General features: G+C 45.2%; 19 protein-coding genes and 1 tRNA gene. 16 read left to right on the forward strand and 4 right to left on the reverse strand.

Annotation, left to right across the window (positions count from 1 at the left end):
• Nucleotides 1-87: 87 nt before the first annotated feature.
• Nucleotides 88-1,992, forward strand: a complete 1,905-nt coding sequence (gene htpG / locus CP950_RS01070; RefSeq protein ID WP_096672010.1) for a molecular chaperone HtpG — start codon at nucleotides 88-90, stop codon at nucleotides 1,990-1,992.
• Nucleotides 1,989-2,378 carry an OsmC family protein gene (locus CP950_RS01075; protein WP_096672011.1) on the forward strand — a complete coding sequence of 130 codons (390 nt, stop codon included), beginning with the start codon at nucleotides 1,989-1,991 and terminating at the stop codon, nucleotides 2,376-2,378. The genes htpG and CP950_RS01075 overlap by 4 nt, the downstream gene beginning before the upstream one ends.
• Before the next feature lie 31 nt (nucleotides 2,379-2,409).
• On the opposite strand, the gene CP950_RS01080 is transcribed toward CP950_RS01075, so the two are convergent.
• Entirely contained in the window at nucleotides 2,410-2,697 is a 288-nt protein-coding gene (locus CP950_RS01080) for a glycine zipper domain-containing protein (RefSeq protein WP_096672012.1), read from the reverse strand.
• Between the two features lie 47 nt (nucleotides 2,698-2,744).
• Entirely contained in the window at nucleotides 2,745-3,104 is a 360-nt protein-coding gene (locus CP950_RS01085; RefSeq protein WP_096672013.1) for a Rap1a/Tai family immunity protein, read from the reverse strand.
• A 137-nt stretch (nucleotides 3,105-3,241) separates the two neighbouring features.
• Between CP950_RS01085 and CP950_RS01090 the strand changes: the two genes are divergently transcribed.
• From CP950_RS01090 to CP950_RS01100, 3 genes are all read left to right on the forward strand, one after another.
• Nucleotides 3,242-3,766 (forward strand): gamma carbonic anhydrase family protein, encoded by a 525-nt coding sequence (locus tag CP950_RS01090; RefSeq protein ID WP_096672014.1) that lies wholly within the window; start codon nucleotides 3,242-3,244, stop codon nucleotides 3,764-3,766.
• 39 nt (nucleotides 3,767-3,805) lie between these two features.
• A complete protein-coding gene (locus CP950_RS01095; protein ID WP_096672015.1) occupies nucleotides 3,806-4,435 on the forward strand; it encodes a trimeric intracellular cation channel family protein in 630 nt (209 codons plus the stop codon).
• A gap of 123 nt (nucleotides 4,436-4,558) precedes the next feature.
• Nucleotides 4,559-6,229 carry an MFS transporter gene (locus CP950_RS01100; RefSeq protein ID WP_096672016.1) on the forward strand — a complete coding sequence of 557 codons (1,671 nt, stop codon included), beginning with the start codon at nucleotides 4,559-4,561 and terminating at the stop codon, nucleotides 6,227-6,229.
• A gap of 71 nt (nucleotides 6,230-6,300) precedes the next feature.
• Here CP950_RS01100 and CP950_RS01105 read toward each other — a convergent pair whose 3' ends face one another.
• On the reverse strand, nucleotides 6,301-6,846 hold the full coding sequence (locus CP950_RS01105) for a GNAT family N-acetyltransferase (protein WP_096672017.1): 546 nt from the start codon (nucleotides 6,844-6,846) through the stop codon (nucleotides 6,301-6,303).
• Between the two features lie 108 nt (nucleotides 6,847-6,954).
• Nucleotides 6,955-7,116: a hypothetical protein gene (locus CP950_RS09895; protein ID WP_165766385.1), complete on the reverse strand. Its 162-nt coding sequence runs from the start codon at nucleotides 7,114-7,116 to the stop codon at nucleotides 6,955-6,957.
• Between the two features lie 209 nt (nucleotides 7,117-7,325).
• Between CP950_RS09895 and CP950_RS01110 the strand changes: the two genes are divergently transcribed.
• The 11 genes from CP950_RS01110 to recA all read left to right on the forward strand — a co-directional run bounded on the left by CP950_RS01110 (nucleotide 7,326) and on the right by recA (nucleotide 16,714).
• The gene (locus tag CP950_RS01110) at nucleotides 7,326-7,571 is read left to right on the forward strand and encodes a hypothetical protein (RefSeq protein WP_133092074.1); all 246 of its coding nucleotides are present in this window, start codon (nucleotides 7,326-7,328) and stop codon (nucleotides 7,569-7,571) included.
• Nucleotides 7,571-8,260 (forward strand): CDP-diacylglycerol diphosphatase, encoded by a 690-nt coding sequence (locus CP950_RS01115; protein ID WP_096672019.1) that lies wholly within the window; start codon nucleotides 7,571-7,573, stop codon nucleotides 8,258-8,260. The genes CP950_RS01110 and CP950_RS01115 overlap by 1 nt, the downstream gene beginning before the upstream one ends.
• A 175-nt stretch (nucleotides 8,261-8,435) precedes the next feature.
• Nucleotides 8,436-9,233, forward strand: coding sequence for a bacteriorhodopsin-like (locus CP950_RS01120; protein WP_096672020.1), 798 nt, complete (start codon nucleotides 8,436-8,438; stop codon nucleotides 9,231-9,233).
• A gap of 68 nt (nucleotides 9,234-9,301) precedes the next feature.
• Entirely contained in the window at nucleotides 9,302-10,270 is a 969-nt protein-coding gene (locus CP950_RS01125; RefSeq protein ID WP_096672021.1) for a polyprenyl synthetase family protein, read from the forward strand.
• 11 nt (nucleotides 10,271-10,281) lie between these two features.
• Complete coding sequence (gene crtI / locus CP950_RS01130; protein WP_096672393.1) at nucleotides 10,282-11,757, forward strand: phytoene desaturase family protein; 1,476 nt, start codon at nucleotides 10,282-10,284, stop codon at nucleotides 11,755-11,757.
• A complete protein-coding gene (locus tag CP950_RS01135) occupies nucleotides 11,754-12,698 on the forward strand; it encodes a phytoene/squalene synthase family protein (protein ID WP_096672022.1) in 945 nt (314 codons plus the stop codon). Before crtI ends, CP950_RS01135 begins: the two co-directional genes overlap by 4 nt.
• Nucleotides 12,688-13,833 carry a lycopene cyclase family protein gene (locus CP950_RS01140; RefSeq protein ID WP_096672023.1) on the forward strand — a complete coding sequence of 382 codons (1,146 nt, stop codon included), beginning with the start codon at nucleotides 12,688-12,690 and terminating at the stop codon, nucleotides 13,831-13,833. Before CP950_RS01135 ends, CP950_RS01140 begins: the two co-directional genes overlap by 11 nt.
• A gap of 25 nt (nucleotides 13,834-13,858) precedes the next feature.
• Nucleotides 13,859-14,719 carry a Brp/Blh family beta-carotene 15,15'-dioxygenase gene (locus CP950_RS01145; protein ID WP_096672024.1) on the forward strand — a complete coding sequence of 287 codons (861 nt, stop codon included), beginning with the start codon at nucleotides 13,859-13,861 and terminating at the stop codon, nucleotides 14,717-14,719.
• A 122-nt stretch (nucleotides 14,720-14,841) separates the two neighbouring features.
• Nucleotides 14,842-14,918, forward strand: a tRNA-Met gene (locus CP950_RS01150).
• Between the two features lie 53 nt (nucleotides 14,919-14,971).
• Complete coding sequence (locus tag CP950_RS01155) at nucleotides 14,972-15,505, forward strand: DUF2878 domain-containing protein (RefSeq protein WP_096672025.1); 534 nt, start codon at nucleotides 14,972-14,974, stop codon at nucleotides 15,503-15,505.
• A 123-nt stretch (nucleotides 15,506-15,628) separates the two neighbouring features.
• Nucleotides 15,629-16,714, forward strand: a complete 1,086-nt coding sequence (gene recA / locus CP950_RS01160; RefSeq protein ID WP_419185564.1) for a recombinase RecA — start codon at nucleotides 15,629-15,631, stop codon at nucleotides 16,712-16,714.

Below are 16,714 nucleotides of genomic sequence, written 5' to 3' on the forward strand. Positions count from 1 at the left end.
GCCATTGGGGTATCTTGAAATGATCAAAATAATCCCCATCTGTGCAATAGCAAATTAGGCAAACACTTTTATCACGAGGGTAAGCGCATGACCGTAGCAAGCAAAGAAACCTTAGGCTTTCAGGCTGAAGTAAAACAATTATTGCAATTGATGATCCATTCCTTGTATTCCAACAAGGAAATTTTCTTGCGCGAGCTGATCTCCAATGCCTCCGATGCCTCTGACAAACTCCGCTTTGAGGGTATTGCGCATCCAGATTGGTATGGTGATGACCCTGAGCTCAAAATTACCGTCGGTTTTGATAAGGCCGATAGAACCCTGACCATTGCTGATAACGGCATCGGCATGAGCCGAGAAGAGGTGATTTCTAATTTAGGCACAATTGCCCGCTCAGGTACTAAAGAATTTTTCTCAAAACTGTCCGGTGATCAGCAGAAAGATGCAGCTTTGATCGGACAGTTTGGTGTCGGTTTTTATTCTGCTTTTATTATTGCCGATCGGATTACGGTTGAAACCCGTCGCGCTGGTTTACCTGCGACTGATGGCGTCCGTTGGGAATCCGACGGCTCCGGAGAATTTACCGTAGAAAGTATCGATCGTCCCCAGCGCGGCACATTGATCAAACTGCATTTGCGTGAGGGGGAGGATGATTTTCTCTCCAGCTATAAATTAAAGTCGATTATTCGCAAATACTCAGATCACATTTCTTTACCTATTCAAATGAAAAAAGAGGCGTGGGATGAGGAGAAGAAAGAACAAGTCGTTACAGATGAGCTAGAGAGCATTAATCAATCTAGTGCTTTGTGGGCGCGCGCCAAATCCGAAATTACGCCAGAACAATTCGACGACTTTTATAAGCATCTATCGCATGATTACGAAAACCCGCTGTGCTATTCCCTAAATCGGGTTGAAGGACGTAGCGAATTTACACAATTACTTTACGTACCTGCTAAAGCCCCTTTTGATTTATGGGATCGCAATAAGCGGGGTGGAATTAAGTTGTACGTCAAACGCGTTTTCATCATGGATGACGCGGAGCAGTTGATGCCAATGTATTTACGCTTCGTTACTGGCGTGGTCGACTCCGTGGATTTGCCACTGAACGTTTCCCGCGAAATTCTGCAAGAGTCGCGGGATGTAAAAGCCATTCGTGAAAGCTCAACCAAACGCGTGCTCAGCATGCTCGAAGAGCTGGCTAATAGCGAGGATGCAGCTAAAAAAGAAAAGTACCATACCTTCTGGGCTCAATTTGGTCAGGTATTAAAAGAAGGTATTGGAGAGGATCAAGCCAATCAAGAGAGGATCTTAAAACTCTTACGCTTTGCTAGCACGCATACTGATTCAACCGACCAAAATGTTTCGTTGGCTGAATATGTATCGCGCATGAAAGAAGGCCAAGATAAGATCTATTACGTCACTGGTGACACCTTTAATGCTGCTAAAAATAGTCCGCATCTAGAGATTTTCCGCAAGAAGGGCGTAGAAGTCTTGTTGCTCACTGACCGTGTAGATGAGTGGATGTTGTCTTTCTTCACCGAGTTCGATGGCAAGCAAGTAGCCTCGGTTGCCAAAGGCGGTCTAGACTTAGGGGCTTTGAGCGATGAAAAAGAAAAGCAAGAGCACGAAGAAACTGAGAAAGATTTTAAGGATCTGCTCGAGCGCATGAAGACGGTATTAACAGATAAGGCGAAAGATGTGCGGGTGACTTTCCGTCTTACGGATTCACCTGCTTGTTTAGTTGCCGATGAAAATGAATTGTCTGGTAACTTGTTGCGGATGTTAAAGGCCGCAGGTCAGGAAGCGCCAGATACCAAACCCATTTTGGAAATTAATCCAGAGCATCCTTTGTTATTAAAACTAAAGACCAATGACGCTCAGTTTAATGAATGGACTAATGTATTGTTTGATCAGGCTTTATTGGCTGAAGGGGGTCAACTGAATGATCCGGCTGGTTTCGTAAAACGTATTAATCACTTATTGCTAAGCTCATGAGAACCGTTCAATCCCAATTTGGTGAAGGCGCTTTACAGCAGAAAATCTCGGTAGGAGATTTGTCTTTATTGGCCGATACTGAAATCACTCGCGGGGGCGCTGATAGCGGCCCTTCGCCTCATGAATATCTTGCCGCTGCCTTGGCAAGTTGCACGAGCATGACTCTCAAGATGTACGCGCAGCACAAAGGATGGAACTTACGGAATGCCCTTGTTTCTGTGCTGGTGACGCGTGATAACGACGTTGAGAGCTTCTCGCGAGATATTCAATTGCAAGGTGAGCTAGATGTTGAGCAACAGACGCGCTTGCTTGAGATTGCAAATAAATGTCCGATTCATAAAGCACTCACGGGGCAGATCCAAATAAAAACCCAGCTGATAAGCTAGTTAGCAGCTGGGTTTATAGGGTGATGGTTATTTAATTTGGTGCGTTGTTTTGCTGGTTATTTTTGCCAGCGTTATAGCCGGCATTGTAGTTAGCAGCTTCATTTTTCTTATAGGCATCGTAGACATAGCCTGATGCCGCTCCAACTGCCGCTCCACCTACCGCACCCCAAATAGGGTTGCCGTGGAAAATCGCTGTGCCGACCGCACCAGCAGCTGCGCCAATACCAGCACCCGATAATGTACGTTGCTCGGTGTTACTCATATTGGAGCAGCCGGCAATTGCTAAAACGGTTGCTGTGATGATGATAGTTTTTTTCATATCAACGAATCCTTATTTAATTTGAATGGGCCAAATATCGAGCTTGCTTACTTGGCGCAAGGAAAGCGTTCAGCCAAAAAGCCAAGAAATACTCCAGCAGCGGGCTTATCAGACAACATGGTGTTTGCTTGGGCAAATTGAACGAAGTCAGCAATGACCACATCGCGCTTGGGGGCGGGCTGCTTGACGCAAATGAATGGCTTTGCGCGCTTTGGATGACGTGTTGCTAAATAGGTATCGTAAATAGCAGTTGTATAACCTACACAAAAACTACGCGACTCCGGGCTAGCAGGGAGCTTGCAGTCTGATGCGAGTTCTTGAGTGCTTAGAACGGGAACCTTTTCCTGTGCCTGAGCGACGCCGCAAAGGCTGCTGAGCACGGCTAAAACAATGAATAATTTCTTCATAAAAACTCCTTAGGTGTTAATAATTAAATCATAATCGAAGTTAATTGCTGCTGTTGTAAATCAGTGGCAAAAAAGCGTATGGCAGGCCTATTTAATAGTGATAAATTGTGAAGAGATGACCTTACTTATAATGACTTATGGCTACTTATGAACTGGATGGGGTTGCTCCGCAGATTGGGTCTGGCGTTTGGATCGCCGATAGTGCGGAAGTCATTGGCAGAGTCGAGCTTAGGGACTCTGTTAGCGTGTGGCCGAAAGTGGTTATTCGTGGTGACAACGATCTTATACAGATTGGGGAGGGCAGCAATGTGCAGGACGCCTCCATTTTGCATGCTGATCCTGGATACCCACTCCTCATAGGTAAACGGGTGACGGTTGGACATCAGGTAGTGTTGCACGGCTGTCAGATTGGTGATGATAGTTTAATTGGTATAGGAGCCGTCATTCTTAATGGCGCTAAGATTGGACAACACTGTTTAGTAGGCGCCGGTTCGCTTGTGACTGAAGGAAAAGAATTTCCAGATGGCTCGATGATTCTTGGTTCGCCTGCTAGGGTAGTGAAGATGCTTAGCCCAGAGCAAATTGCAGGCCTGCAAGATATTGCTGGTAAATATGTCCTCAATGCGAAGCGTTATCAAAAGACGTTCAAGCAGATTGCTTAAGCTCGGCATGTCCCAGCACAAGAATTAAGACAGCAGGTCATGGATCAAATCAATTTTTGGATCGGCATTATCGCCACCATTGCCTTTGCTGTTACTGGAGTGCTCGCGATTGCAGACCGAGGGGTTGATCTTTTTGGCGTGCTTGTACTGGGTGTCATCACCGCAATTGGAGGTGGCACATTACGCGACATCATTTTAGGGGTGCCTGCTTTTTGGTCTCTTTCGCAAATTTACGTCTGGCTTGCTTTGGGTGCATGTGTTGTCACCTTTGTGGCGGAAGCTTTTTTTACACAGCCGCAGATTTATCGCTGGATGCTTTATATAGATGGCTTGGGCGCAGCCTTATTTGGAATTCAGGGGGTAGATAAGGCTTGGACTTTAGGGTTCGGCCTGCCTGTTGCACCAGTCATTTTAGGAGTTGTGACGGCGATTGGCGGAGGTCTATTACGGGATATTTTGGCGGGTAAAAAAACCCTGTTTATGTCCCATGAACTTTATGCAATTCCGGTGACTTTAGGTTGTTTTCTCTATGTACTGGTTCTTAATTTCCTTCCGCAATACACTTTGGAAGGATCGGTCGTGTGCATGCTCACTATTTTTGGAATACGGGTGGCAGCTATTCGCTGGAATCTGCGCGTCCCAATCATGTTTATTACCAAAACCCGCTAAATCGGGAAAACCCCGAGGTGATTTTGTGGGTAATTACCCTAAGTGATGGATTTCTTTGCTTTTTTTCACAGCATAATTGCTCGGTTGTTAATTCTTTATAAAAAAAATAGTTAGGAGCTTCTGATGTCAACATCAACCAAAGCAGCCCCAATGACCGCCGAAGAACGCAAAGTTATTTTTGCTTCCTCATTAGGTACGGTTTTTGAGTGGTATGACTTTTATCTATATGGTTCATTGGCTGCGGTTATCGCCAAGCAGTTTTTCTCAGGCTTAGATGCTGGCTCCGCCTTCATTTTTGCTTTATTGGCTTTTGCCGCTGGTTTCCTGGTGCGTCCTTTTGGCGCATTGGTATTCGGTCGCTTAGGCGATTTGATCGGGCGCAAATACACCTTCCTGGTCACTATCTTGATCATGGGTGGCTCGACATTCATCGTAGGAATGCTGCCCTCTTATGCAACTATCGGCGTGGCTGCTCCAGTGATTCTGATTGCCCTGCGCTTATTACAAGGTTTGGCCTTGGGTGGTGAGTACGGTGGTGCGGCAACCTACGTTGCTGAACATGCCCCCAATGGACGACGCGGTGCCTATACTGCCTGGATTCAGACCACAGCTACTTTGGGCTTGTTTTTATCGCTCCTAGTTATTCTGTTCACTCGTGAATTTACTGGCGCTGACTTTGATGTGTGGGGCTGGCGAGTTCCCTTCCTCATGTCGATCTTGCTTTTGGCAGTTTCAGTTTGGATTCGCTTAAGCATGAGCGAATCTCCTGCCTTCAAGAAAATGAAAGAGGATGGCAAGCTTTCTAAAGCACCATTGACAGAATCTTTTGGTCAGTGGAAAAACTTGAAGATCGTCATCATTGCCTTATTCGGTTTGGTAGCTGGTCAGGCTGTGGTTTGGTATACAGGCCAGTTCTATGCCCTGTTCTACCTCACGCAAGTGATGAAGGTGGATGCGAAAACTGCGAATCTTTTGATCGCTGCCGCATTATTGGTTGGCACACCATTCTTCGTTGTCTTTGGTAGCTTGTCCGATAGGATCGGCCGAAAGGTCATTATTATGGGTGGCCTGTTATTGGCGATCATCACCTACATTCCTAATACTCCGGTGTCTGTGTTTAATGCGCTTACGCATTACTCCAACCCCGCGTTGGAAAAGGCGATGGAGAACTCACCTGCAACGATCACTGCTGATCTGAGTGAGTGTACTTTCCAGTTCAATCCAACTGGCACGGCAAAGTTCACCAGCTCTTGCGATATTGCAAAGCAAGTGATGGCATCGAATTCTGCTAGTTACACTACGGTTGCGGGGCCTGCTGGTAGTCCAGCTGTTATCAAAATTGGTGACACAGAGACTATTGGTTACTCGGCTAAAGGCTTAGCTCCAGCAGATGCGAAAGCGAAAGATGCTGAGTTCAAGAAGTCGATTCGGACTGCATTAAATGATGCGGGTTATCCAGCAAAGGCCGACCCAGCGGCAATTAACTATTTTGCTGTCTTCTTGTTATTACTCTTCTTAGTGATTTTGGTCACCATGGTGTATGGTCCAATCGCAGCGATATTGGTAGAGATGTTCCCAACCCGTATTCGCTATACCTCCATGTCATTGCCTTATCACATTGGTAATGGCTGGTTTGGCGGCTTATTGCCAACGATTGCTTTCGCCTTGGTTGCGCAAAACGGCAACATTTACTATGGTCTTTGGTACCCAATCATCATTGCAGCAATGACTTTGGTTATCGGCGTACTCTTTGTGCGTGAGACAAAAGATGTCGATATCTACGCAAAAGACTAATTAGTTTTACGCTTCACAAACAAAAAACCCGATCACTTAGTGGTCGGGTTTTTTTATTGCCTAAAATTAACTCAGTTGTGCTTAAGGCTTAATCGGGGCACCTGAAACAGCGCCATCCAATTGCGCTGCGCTATTGCTTGCTCTTTCAGGAAGCTAGCGGGCGAGGGTGGCTGCAGTTGCAGATTGGCTTCTGAATCGCCCATCATATTGCGCGGGGTGAGCCCATGCTTTTTGCATAAATGCTTGATGGGAAGATTCCAGCTAATACAGTGCATAAAGAGATCGGTATAAAAACGGTTTCTGGCCCAAGTAATGGCCTCATCCATCATCACATTTGCGATACCCTGCTTACGATATTGGGCGGCGACAATTACGCCGAACTCTACCTCTTTGCTATGGGTAGCAATATGGATGGTTCCGGCCCATTGCCCGTCGATTTTCGCGATCAAGAAATGGTTCCGTTTCGGATCTTTGGAAAACTTTTGCACCAAAGTATCTATTGATTCAGGTCCGATGGCGCAGCCAAAATAATTGTGCAGCGTTTGTGGGTCCTGAGCCTTCAACCAAGTGCCGTATTCCAAAATCTGATCCTTGGATAAGAATGTAGTTGTCAGCATGTCTTTAGTCCCAAGATGTGCTCAGGATGGAGCGCTTGGTCTACCATTCTTTTGCAGTTTTCGAAGGCTGGGCTCGATTCCCAGTCGAGACAGTGAAGAATTTCATCATTAGACTTCTTCGGAACCGTTAGACTGGTAAAGGTAGCCGCGGGTTAGCTCTTCGACGTCTTTAGCGTTGTTTGGGCTATGGGCATTGATGTATTGCTCTAAATCGCGGCTGTTGCTGTGGTGAGCAAAAACCTGGTTTAAGAGGCTAAATAATTGTGTCATTTAAGGCTCCTTAATTAGTGGGTTAGGGTTAATACCTAGTAATTATGATCCTTTTTTATGAATGCTGCATGACAACATGAATCTTTTCTATGGGGTGCTTGATTAATCCACGCACCTTAAATAGCTTAAAAGCAGCCATTCATGGGCTTGTCATATAAATGGAAGAGGATCAATACCCAGTTCATTGGCAAATTGGAGGGATGCAGAAAATGCATGATCAAAGCGTAATAGACGAAATTATTAACTTGCGCAGAGGCGCGGCCGAGTGCTTCCAAAAAGCGGCCTGGAATCAGTTGCTGGCTTTGGATCATTACCGCGAAGGGAACTTTGACGCTGCTGAGCGCTTTGCTCAACTCTCTTTCGAGGATCAAATGAAGGCAATGGAGCTAGCCGAGCTAGCCGATGCCGAGTCAAGCATCTCTTTGGAATTAGAGCTTGCAGAGGAAAGTGCATAGTGCGTAAGCAAATAAGGCAATTATTTCTTTCTTGCATCCTTGTGGCTGGCGTCTGTGGCGCTACCCATTCAGTCATTGCTGGAACGGTTGCTAAGAGCGATATTCTTTTACACATCGTGACTCAGTGTGTTGAGCCAGCGAAGGAAAGTTATTGCAACAACTGCATGATGCCGCGTTTGGATGCGAACTGTGGTTCAGAGGCATCCTGTAAAAAAACCACTGAGGTATGGGCGCAGAATGATAAATACACCGTCATTCGTGACATTAAGATGTGCGGTTGCCCTGCGGAGTTTGTGCATGGGCTAGCGATGCCACGAAATGTAGTCACTGGGGTTGAAGATGCCAATCGTCCTGAAGCAATCTGGCAGTTTGCTTGGGATAGCGCAATAGAGAAAATCGACGTGGAGTCTTTGGCGCTTGTCGTCAATCCTCGAGGACAAAGATCGCAAAATCAGTTGCATATTCATTTGTTACGCTTAAATGCGGGTGCTCGTGAAAGATTTGACCAGTACTCCGGTGTGTATGTTCAAAACTTAGAGCACGTTTGGGCCGAGGCCGCTAAATCGGCTAAAGCAAAGGGCCTAAATGACTATGGCGTACTGGTAGCCCGGGTACCAGGCAATCAATACCTCGTCATTGCAATTGCTGATAGCCCTGAAGCCTTATTAACGAAGTGGTCGTGCAATTAGTGTAATAAAGCGTAAGTGAAAGCAAGAGATTTACTAGGATTTACCCTTAAAAAAATGAAGTATCCTCATTTGCGATAGAAAGAACAGGGTTTTGTTCCTTACGTATGTGTGGTGCGACATGAAATATTTTAAAAAATTGTTTATATTAAGGTTGTTTTACAACATAGGAGACGTCATGCAATTTAACGCCATATCTTCCAAGGTGAAGTTCTGCCTCGGTTCCATCTTTGCTTTAGCAATTACCAGCACCCCTGTTTGGGCTTCTTCCGCTATTTTGAAACCAGATGACTTCGTTGGCATCAGCTTTTGGTTGATCTCTATGGCGTTAGTTGCGTCGACAGCATTTTTCTTTTTAGAAAGAGACCGTGTTTCTCCTAAATGGAAAACTTCCTTAACAGTATCTGGTTTAGTAACTTTAGTTGCGGCAGTCCACTACTTCTACATGCGTGAAGTATGGGTAGAAACTGGTTCAACACCAACCGTCTATCGCTATATTGACTGGTTAATCACAGTACCTTTACTCATGATTGAGTTCTACTTAATCTTGTCAGCAATCGCTAAAGTACCAGCTGGTGTTTTTTGGCGCTTAATGGTTGGTACTTTGGTAATGCTTGTAGGTGGTTACGTTGGTGAGGCTGGCTATGTTGCAGTAATGCCAGCATTTATCGTCGGCATGATTGGTTGGGCATTTATTCTGTATGAAATTTTCGCAGGCGAAGCCAGCAAAATTAATGCAACAAGTGCACCTAAATCAGTACAGTCTGCATTTTCAACAATGCGTTGGATCGTCACCATCGGTTGGGCAATTTACCCAATCGGCTACTACTTTGGTTATTTGACGGGTCATAGCCCAGCTGATTCTGCTGGCACATTGAACATCATCTATAACCTAGCTGACGTATTGAACAAGATTGCATTTGGTTTGATTATTTGGACTGTAGCGGTAACAGAGTCTGAGAATTCAAAACACTAATCTTTTTCTGATCAACATAAAAAATCTCCGGTCTATGCCGGAGATTTTTTTTAACAGACTCAAATCCAGTGACGTATAACGCCCAGCAGCAAACTCAGTATCAATTTGAGGGTGAAAGTAATCACCCAAACTATTTAGTTAGCAAGCCAAATGCCTTGCTAGCAAAGGTTGAGAATTGCATGTCGAACGCTTTTGAGAGCGATGCAATCATGCAACTAGACAATGCCAATATTGTTCGTGAGGCAGCCCAATATCACCTAAGCTCGGGTGGCCAGCGCCTCAGAGCAAGACTGGCATTAAGTGCGGGGCAGGCTATTGGCCTGAGTGATCAGGACAGCGTATTGATCGCGTCCGCTGTCGAGTTATTACACAATGCCTCCTTAATTCATGATGATCTTCAAGATGGAGATCAATTTCGGAGGGGGCAAGAATCTATTTGGAGTAAATACGGCAATAGCATCGCTATTTGCTGTGGAGACCTTTACTTGTCAACGGCCTATGGCGTTATTTCGCAAGTCAGTCAAGCAGCGCTAATTCCGCAACTGATTCAGTTAATGCATCAACGGATTGCTAAAGCGGTGTACGGGCAATGCGCCGATTTGACGATTAACCCCGATCAAATCACACTGGCTACTTATATTGAAATTGTTAAAGCGAAATCCGGCGCTCTCTTAAGTCTACCCCTTGAATTGGTTTTAGTATTAGGCGGTCAAAGCCAAGGGCTTCCATTGGCACAGGCTGCCTGCAATGACTTTGCTGTTGGCTTTCAAATCTTTGATGATTTGCGGGACGTTACTTCAGATTCAGCACACACCACCGCTTCGCAACTAAGTGATCGATTAAATATTGTTTCAGTATTTGAATACCTCAACCGAGATTTGGATATCTCCTGTGATGCCATAGTGGCTTCAAAAGAAATGGCAATACAGCACTTTCAAAGCGCCAAAGAGGTGCTGTCACAATTGCCGGCGCAATCTGGCTTGCTCTTGGAGGAGTGCACTCTCAACCTTCGCAGTCTTATTAATGAACTCAATTGAAAAATAGTGATATGCATGCATTAGTAATTGGTGCCGGATTTGGTGGTATTGCTAGCGCCCTAAGACTGAAAGCCAAGGGCTATAAAGTCACCTTGATTGATCGCTGTGAGCGTTTGGGGGGTCGTGCCCAATCCTTTGAACGTAATGGGTTTCGCCATGATGCCGGGCCCACAGTCATTACTGCACCATTTTTGTTTGAAGAGCTCTTCGAACTATTTGATGAGCAAATGTCAGACTATGTCACTCTAGTTCCCCTCAAGCCCTGGTATCGCTTTCATTTTGCAGATGGAGAGCATTTCGACTATGGGGGAACCTTAGAAGAGACCCTTGCTGAAATCCATCGACTGGAGCCCGAGGACTGTGAAGGCTATCGTAAGCTCTTAAAACATTCTGAACGAATTTTTAATGTTGGGTTTACAGAACTTTCAACGCAGTCATTCGATCGCTTTTCTGTCATGCTAAAGCAGATCCCAGGACTAATTCGTTTGCAGAGCTACAAAACGGTTTGGCAATTAGTCACTACCTATCTCAAAAATGAAAAGTTACGACAAGCATTTTCGATTCAGCCTTTATTGGTGGGCGGCAACCCATTTGACACCACCAGTATTTATGGTTTGATTCATTTTCTAGAGCGTGCCTATGGCGTACATTTTGCAATGGGTGGTACCAACGCAATTATTGTCGCCTTAGAAAATCTCATGATTCGTCAAGGTATTGATATTCAGCTTGGCAAATCAGTGCAATCCATTTTGATTGAATCAGGCACGGCAAAAGGAGTTGTACTTGAAAACGGTCAGCAAATTCAAGCTGACTTAGTTGTATCCAATGCCGATCCAGCCTATCTTTACCGTCATATGATTGAGCCTAAAAAGCAATCTTGGATGACGCGCTTCAAGGCCAAGAAACCGAAATTTTCTATGGGTCTTTTTGTGTTGTACTTTGGAACAACACAAATCTATTCGGAGGTTGCCCATCATACAATTTGGTTAGGTAAGCGCTATCGAGAGTTATTGGAAGATATTTTCGATAAGAAGATCTTATCGGATGATTTTTCTTTATATCTGCATCGTCCAACTGCTACTGACTCGAGCTTTGCCCCTGCAGGGTGTGATAGTTTTTATGTTTTATGTCCAGTACCCAATTTACTTGGTGGGCAGGACTGGTCTGTAGAGGGGCCAAAATTGCGTGATCAAATTGTGACTGCACTTGATCAAACAATTTTGCCTAATCTCAAGCAGACTATTACGGAGGACTTTTATATGACTCCTCAAGATTTTTCGAGTAATTACTTCAGTGAGCATGGGGCAGGTTTTTCAATTGCCCCTTTATTTACTCAGTCAGCTTGGTTCCGCTTTCACAATCGTGCAGAGGGGCTTAAAAATTTGTATGTGGTGGGCGCGGGTACGCATCCTGGTGCAGGATTGCCTGGTGTGATTTCCTCTGCTAAGGTGATTGACTCACTGATTCCGGAAGCAAGTAGGGCATGAGTAAGCATTCCAGTCGCCATAGTGCCGATGCAATCCTTGCCACTAAGGGCAAGAGTTTTCATTGGGCTAGGCGTCTATTGGGTAAAGAGTACGCTTTGCGCGCTACTCGGCTTTATCGATTCTGTCGCTATATCGATGATTTAGTGGATGAGGCGGAGTCATCTGAGCTAGCTGAAAAAGGCTTGGTAGAAGTGAGTCAAGCGATCCTCTCTGGACAATCAAATCATGAGGTGGTTCGGGATGGCTTAAGTCTCATGAAGGAGTGCCATATTCCGCAGGCGGTCGTGCTCGATTTAATCGCGGGAGCGACCTCGGATATAGCTCTAGTTCGTATACAGGATCAAGATGCGCTTCTGCGCTATTGCTATCAGGTAGCAGGGACGGTCGGGCTAATGATGTCCAATGTGCTTGATACCCATGAAGATGCCGCTAAACCTTATGCTGTAGATTTGGGTATGGCAATGCAGCTTACCAATATTTGTCGTGATATTAAAACGGATGCCTTATTAAATAGGCGCTACGTGCCAGGGGATCTGGTAAAAGATCTCGAGCCAATTTCCTTAATTTATCCTAACGAACAACAAAAGCAGATTGTCAGTGAGGCCGTGGCTAATTTGCTAGATTGCGCAGAAAAGTATTACAGTAGCGGTGAGAGGGGTCTCTCTTATCTCCCCCTTAAAGCAAGACTATCCATCTTAGTAGCTGCTAGAGTCTATCGAGAAATTGGCCGAGAATTGAAAAAACAACATTGTGAATACTGGCATCGACGTATTGTTATTTCAAGCCCTCGTAAGGTAATCATCACCTTACAAGCCCTTCTTTCTGTTTGCTTTAATTTGCAATTTTGGCGTCATCCTAAAAGCCATGACTTAGGATTGCATCGCGCATTACTAGACCCACAAACGCAAGCGCCTTTATCCATCAAGAGTTATGCAGGCTGATTTTGACTTAGTCATTATTGGCGGAGGGTGTGCGGGGCTTAGTTTGGGGATGTATCTCGCTCAATTAGGCCACACCGCTCCGCAGACGCTTTTGCTGGAGCGCCGAAAATACTATGAGAATGATCGTACATGGTGTTTTTGGGGGCTTGATCAAGCGCTTCATACCGACTTAGCAAGTAATCAGTGGAACCAGTTTAAGGTGCAAGCAAACGAACAAAGCGCATTGATAGATTGTGCCTTTGCACCTTATCAAATGATTGCTGCACAAAATTTTTATGACCATGCGCAGGGCAAAATTAGCAAAAATTCCCGCCTTGACTTAAGAATGAATGCCGCCCTTTTAGCTGAGCCTCAGTTTATTGAAGGTCGGTGGCGTATCCAGACTCAATTTGGTGAAGTCAGTGCAAAGGGGGTGGTCGATACCCGCCCCTTATCAATGACGCAGTTAAAGAATACAAAGCTATGGCAATCTTTTTTAGGATATGAGCTTGAGATTCAGGAAGAATTATTTGATCCTGAGGTCGCCGTCCTCATGGATTTTTGTGAAAAGAATGCTGAATATATTGGTTTTAATTATCTTTTGCCATTCTCTAAAACCAGGGCGCTGATTGAATTTACTGTTTTTGCGGAACGGCCTTTTTATGAGGATGAGTTATTAATCGAGTTAACGAAAGCGGTAGAAAAATATATACCTCACACTGATTTTAAAATTCATCGAACCGAGTTTGGCTTAATTCCGATGGGACTTGAAAGTCAGGTGAGTGCTAAGCATGGTGCAATTGATAAGGGCTATGTGCACGTTGGACTCACTGCCGGCTCTGCGAGATCCGCCACTGGCTATGCGTTTCAAAGAATTCAGCGTTGGGTTCAGGAGTGCACAGAGGCAATACAGGCGAATGGATTGCCGATTGCACCAAGCTTTGACCCATTCTTGTTGAGTACGATGGACTCTATCTTTTTAAATGTCTTGCGGGAACATCCTGAATTCGGCCCAGAACTGTTTATGAATTTATTCTCCAAGGTTGAGCCGCACCGGCTAATTCGGTTTTTATCTGATCAAGGTCATTTGACTGATTATGTGGCGGTGATTAGCGCTTTACCGTCCACCCCGTTTATCAAAGCAATTTTTAAATAAGCCCGGCTGAAATGATCAAGTCCAAATGAATCCAATTCAAATACAGGGTCTTGCTTTTAGTCTCATTGCCATTCTATTTGCGCTCAGCTCCTTATTTCTGGGCGCTATAGACCCTTATTTCTCTCTTCTTCTGGTGGCAAGCTCTATCTTTTTCTTGGGGGTTCCCCATGGTGCTTTGGATCCTATTTTTGCTCAAAAATTATTGGGGATAGGGGGTTGGAAGGCCTGGTCACAATTTGTTTTCGTATACCTCGCCTTGGCGATTACGGTGATTGGGATTTGGTGGCAATTCCCACTATTTTTTATGGCCAGCTTTTTAATCCTCTCAATGATGCATTTCTCAAGAGATCTTTCTATAAGTACGCCGAAAATCACTAGGCTACTCTATGGCGGATCTATGATCGTGTTGCCTACGTTATTTCATTTCACGCAAATGCAACAACTCTTTGCATTGATTCTGGGGGTAAGTGGTGGGTTGGAGTTAGCGGGCTTTCTACATTTCATTGCTTGGCCCTGGGCAGCCTTGACAATTGTGGCGATTGGTTTTGAAAGTCGACTGCGCTGGCGCACGGCATTAGAAATTAGTGCGGTTTGTTCATTAGCCACACTAGCCCAGCCGCTAATAGCCTTCACCGTCTATTTTTGTGCAATGCATAGTCTCAGGCATATCTTGCGCACTAAGCAGTATGCGCAGATGCGCTTTGCCCAGTTATTTTTTGTTGCTTTGGCGCCAATGCTGGGGGTGGCTTTAATGGCAATACTAGCCTGGATATATCTTCCGCAAACTGCAAATGTTGAACGCATTTTGCGGTTTGTATTCGTCGCCCTTGCAGCCCTCACAGTCCCGCATATGATATTGATTGATCGAGTGCATTATCAAAATTAAAGGGAGTTGCACGAGCATAGGGTTGCTTATGCGACCCTTGCGGACTTTCCCCTGGGTTTTTATCTCCATATAGTTTGGCAGGAGTGGCCCTCAAGTCGGTTTGACCTTATAATCATTAACTCGGCGAATTAGCTCAGCTGGTTAGAGCGACGGAATCATAATCCGCAGGTCCGGGGTTCAAATCCCTGATTCGCCACCAATTCAAAAGCCATTGCCAGCCGGCAGTGGCTTTTTCCTTAGCGGGGCTACTCGATGGCTAAATTTTGGAACTTTGTATTTTTCCAGGCTGGCTGGTTTGCCTGTATTTTAGGCGCTGCGCACCAAGAGGTCTTTTGGCCGGTACTGGCCAGCTTTGCCTATATTGGCATCGTCATTCGGCGTGCAGACTCCCCTTTATTTGAAGCAAAGTTCATTTTCAAAGTGCTCTTGTTGGGAGTGAGCGTTGACTCACTTCTTTATCATTTTGGTTTTATGAACTTTCATGATGCCTGGCCCAGTAGTTATTTATCTCCTATGTGGATGTGGGTTTTATGGGTCTTATTTAGTAGTACGGTAAACCAATCCTTATCATGGTTGCAGGGAAAACCTCTCCTAGGAGCGGTTTTAGGGGGCATTTTCGGTCCGATATCGTATGAAGCGGGTATCCGAATGGGAGCAGGGTCATGGGGTCCTAGCGGCCAATTAGGCGGTCTTGCGGCAGTATCTGTAGTGTGGGTAATCGCCATTCCACTCATTTTCTATTGGGCTAAAAGAGATTCAGGAAGTAACTTAATAGCAAATCAGTAAATTCTTATGAAAAGCTACTTGCAAATAGTACTGTTTTTATATACAGTAACTTTCAAGTCGTAACAAAGCATTAAAACTTCGGGAAATAGCCCAACACATTGCGAAAAGGAAATAAAAATGGCCTTGGATGATAAGAAAAAATCAGCCTCATCAGAGTTTGAAGGAATGAGCGGAGACAAGCAAAAGGCATTGACAGCAGCCTTGGCGCAGATTGAAAAGCAGTTCGGTAAGGGCTCAATCATGAGATTGGGTGACGCCGAAATTAATCAAGATATTCAGGTGGTCTCTAGTGGATCTTTGGGCTTGGATATTGCCTTAGGAGTAGGCGGCTTGGCTCGCGGTCGTGTCATTGAGATTTACGGCCCTGAATCATCTGGTAAAACCACGCTTACTTTGCACGCTATTGCGGAAATGCAGAAATTGGGAGGCACTTGTGCCTTTATCGATGCGGAGCACGCATTGGATGTTCAGTACGCCTCACGCCTGGGTGTAGATGTGAATAATCTTCTCATTTCACAGCCCGATACGGGTGAGCAGGCCTTAGAAATTGCTGATGCCTTGGTTCGTTCCGGCTCAATTGACCTGATCGTAATTGACTCGGTAGCCGCATTAGTGCCAAGAGCAGAGATCGAGGGCGATATGGGAGATTCATTACCAGGCCTTCAGGCTCGTTTAATGAGTCAGGCACTGCGTAAATTAACAGGGGCAATCAAGCGTACAAACACTACCGTGATCTTTATCAACCAGATCCGGATGAAGATTGGTGTCATGTTTGGTTCTCCAGAAACCACTACTGGTGGTAATGCATTGAAGTTCTACGCCTCGATGCGCTTAGATATCCGCCGTATTGGTAGCATCAAAAAAGGCGATGAAGTAGTGGGTAATGAAACCCGCGTTAAAGTTGTAAAAAATAAGGTATCCCCTCCATTTAGAGAGGCTATTTTCGACATCATGTACGGGGCTGGCATTTCAAGAGAAGGAGAAATCATTGATATGGGTGTTGAAGCCGATTTGGTCGATAAATCAGGCTCTTGGTACAGCTATAACGGTGATCGCATTGGGCAGGGCAAGGACAATGTCCGTGAGTTCTTAAAAGAAAATCCAGCGATTGCGAAAGACATTGAAGCAAAGATTCGCGCCAAGTTGGGCGTGAAGGCTGGCTCAGCAGTCGTCAGTGATGTATTGAGTGAAGCAGAAGAAATCGAATAG

The organism is Polynucleobacter meluiroseus (genome assembly GCF_900205755.1).
In the GTDB taxonomy this organism is placed as follows: Bacteria; Pseudomonadota; Gammaproteobacteria; order Burkholderiales; family Burkholderiaceae; genus Polynucleobacter; species Polynucleobacter meluiroseus.

Excerpts from the sequence above, each read along its gene's own strand:
- htpG (WP_096672010.1), top strand. The coding sequence starts at position 88 with ATGACCGTAGCAAGCAAAGAAACCTTAGGCTTTCAGGCTGAAGTAAAA.
- CP950_RS01075 (WP_096672011.1), top strand. The coding sequence starts at position 1,989 with ATGAGAACCGTTCAATCCCAATTTGGTGAAGGCGCTTTACAGCAGAAA.
- CP950_RS01080 (WP_096672012.1), bottom strand. The coding sequence starts at position 2,697 with ATGAAAAAAACTATCATCATCACAGCAACCGTTTTAGCAATTGCCGGC.
- CP950_RS01085 (WP_096672013.1), bottom strand. The coding sequence starts at position 3,104 with ATGAAGAAATTATTCATTGTTTTAGCCGTGCTCAGCAGCCTTTGCGGC.
- CP950_RS01090 (WP_096672014.1), top strand. The coding sequence starts at position 3,242 with ATGGCTACTTATGAACTGGATGGGGTTGCTCCGCAGATTGGGTCTGGC.
- CP950_RS01095 (WP_096672015.1), top strand. The coding sequence starts at position 3,806 with ATGGATCAAATCAATTTTTGGATCGGCATTATCGCCACCATTGCCTTT.
- CP950_RS01100 (WP_096672016.1), top strand. The coding sequence starts at position 4,559 with ATGTCAACATCAACCAAAGCAGCCCCAATGACCGCCGAAGAACGCAAA.
- CP950_RS01105 (WP_096672017.1), bottom strand. The coding sequence starts at position 6,846 with ATGCTGACAACTACATTCTTATCCAAGGATCAGATTTTGGAATACGGC.
- CP950_RS09895 (WP_165766385.1), bottom strand. The coding sequence starts at position 7,116 with ATGACACAATTATTTAGCCTCTTAAACCAGGTTTTTGCTCACCACAGC.
- CP950_RS01110 (WP_133092074.1), top strand. The coding sequence starts at position 7,326 with ATGCATGATCAAAGCGTAATAGACGAAATTATTAACTTGCGCAGAGGC.
- CP950_RS01120 (WP_096672020.1), top strand. The coding sequence starts at position 8,436 with ATGCAATTTAACGCCATATCTTCCAAGGTGAAGTTCTGCCTCGGTTCC.
- crtI (WP_096672393.1), top strand. The coding sequence starts at position 10,282 with ATGCATGCATTAGTAATTGGTGCCGGATTTGGTGGTATTGCTAGCGCC.
- CP950_RS01135 (WP_096672022.1), top strand. The coding sequence starts at position 11,754 with ATGAGTAAGCATTCCAGTCGCCATAGTGCCGATGCAATCCTTGCCACT.
- CP950_RS01140 (WP_096672023.1), top strand. The coding sequence starts at position 12,688 with ATGCAGGCTGATTTTGACTTAGTCATTATTGGCGGAGGGTGTGCGGGG.
- CP950_RS01145 (WP_096672024.1), top strand. The coding sequence starts at position 13,859 with ATGAATCCAATTCAAATACAGGGTCTTGCTTTTAGTCTCATTGCCATT.
- CP950_RS01155 (WP_096672025.1), top strand. The coding sequence starts at position 14,972 with ATGGCTAAATTTTGGAACTTTGTATTTTTCCAGGCTGGCTGGTTTGCC.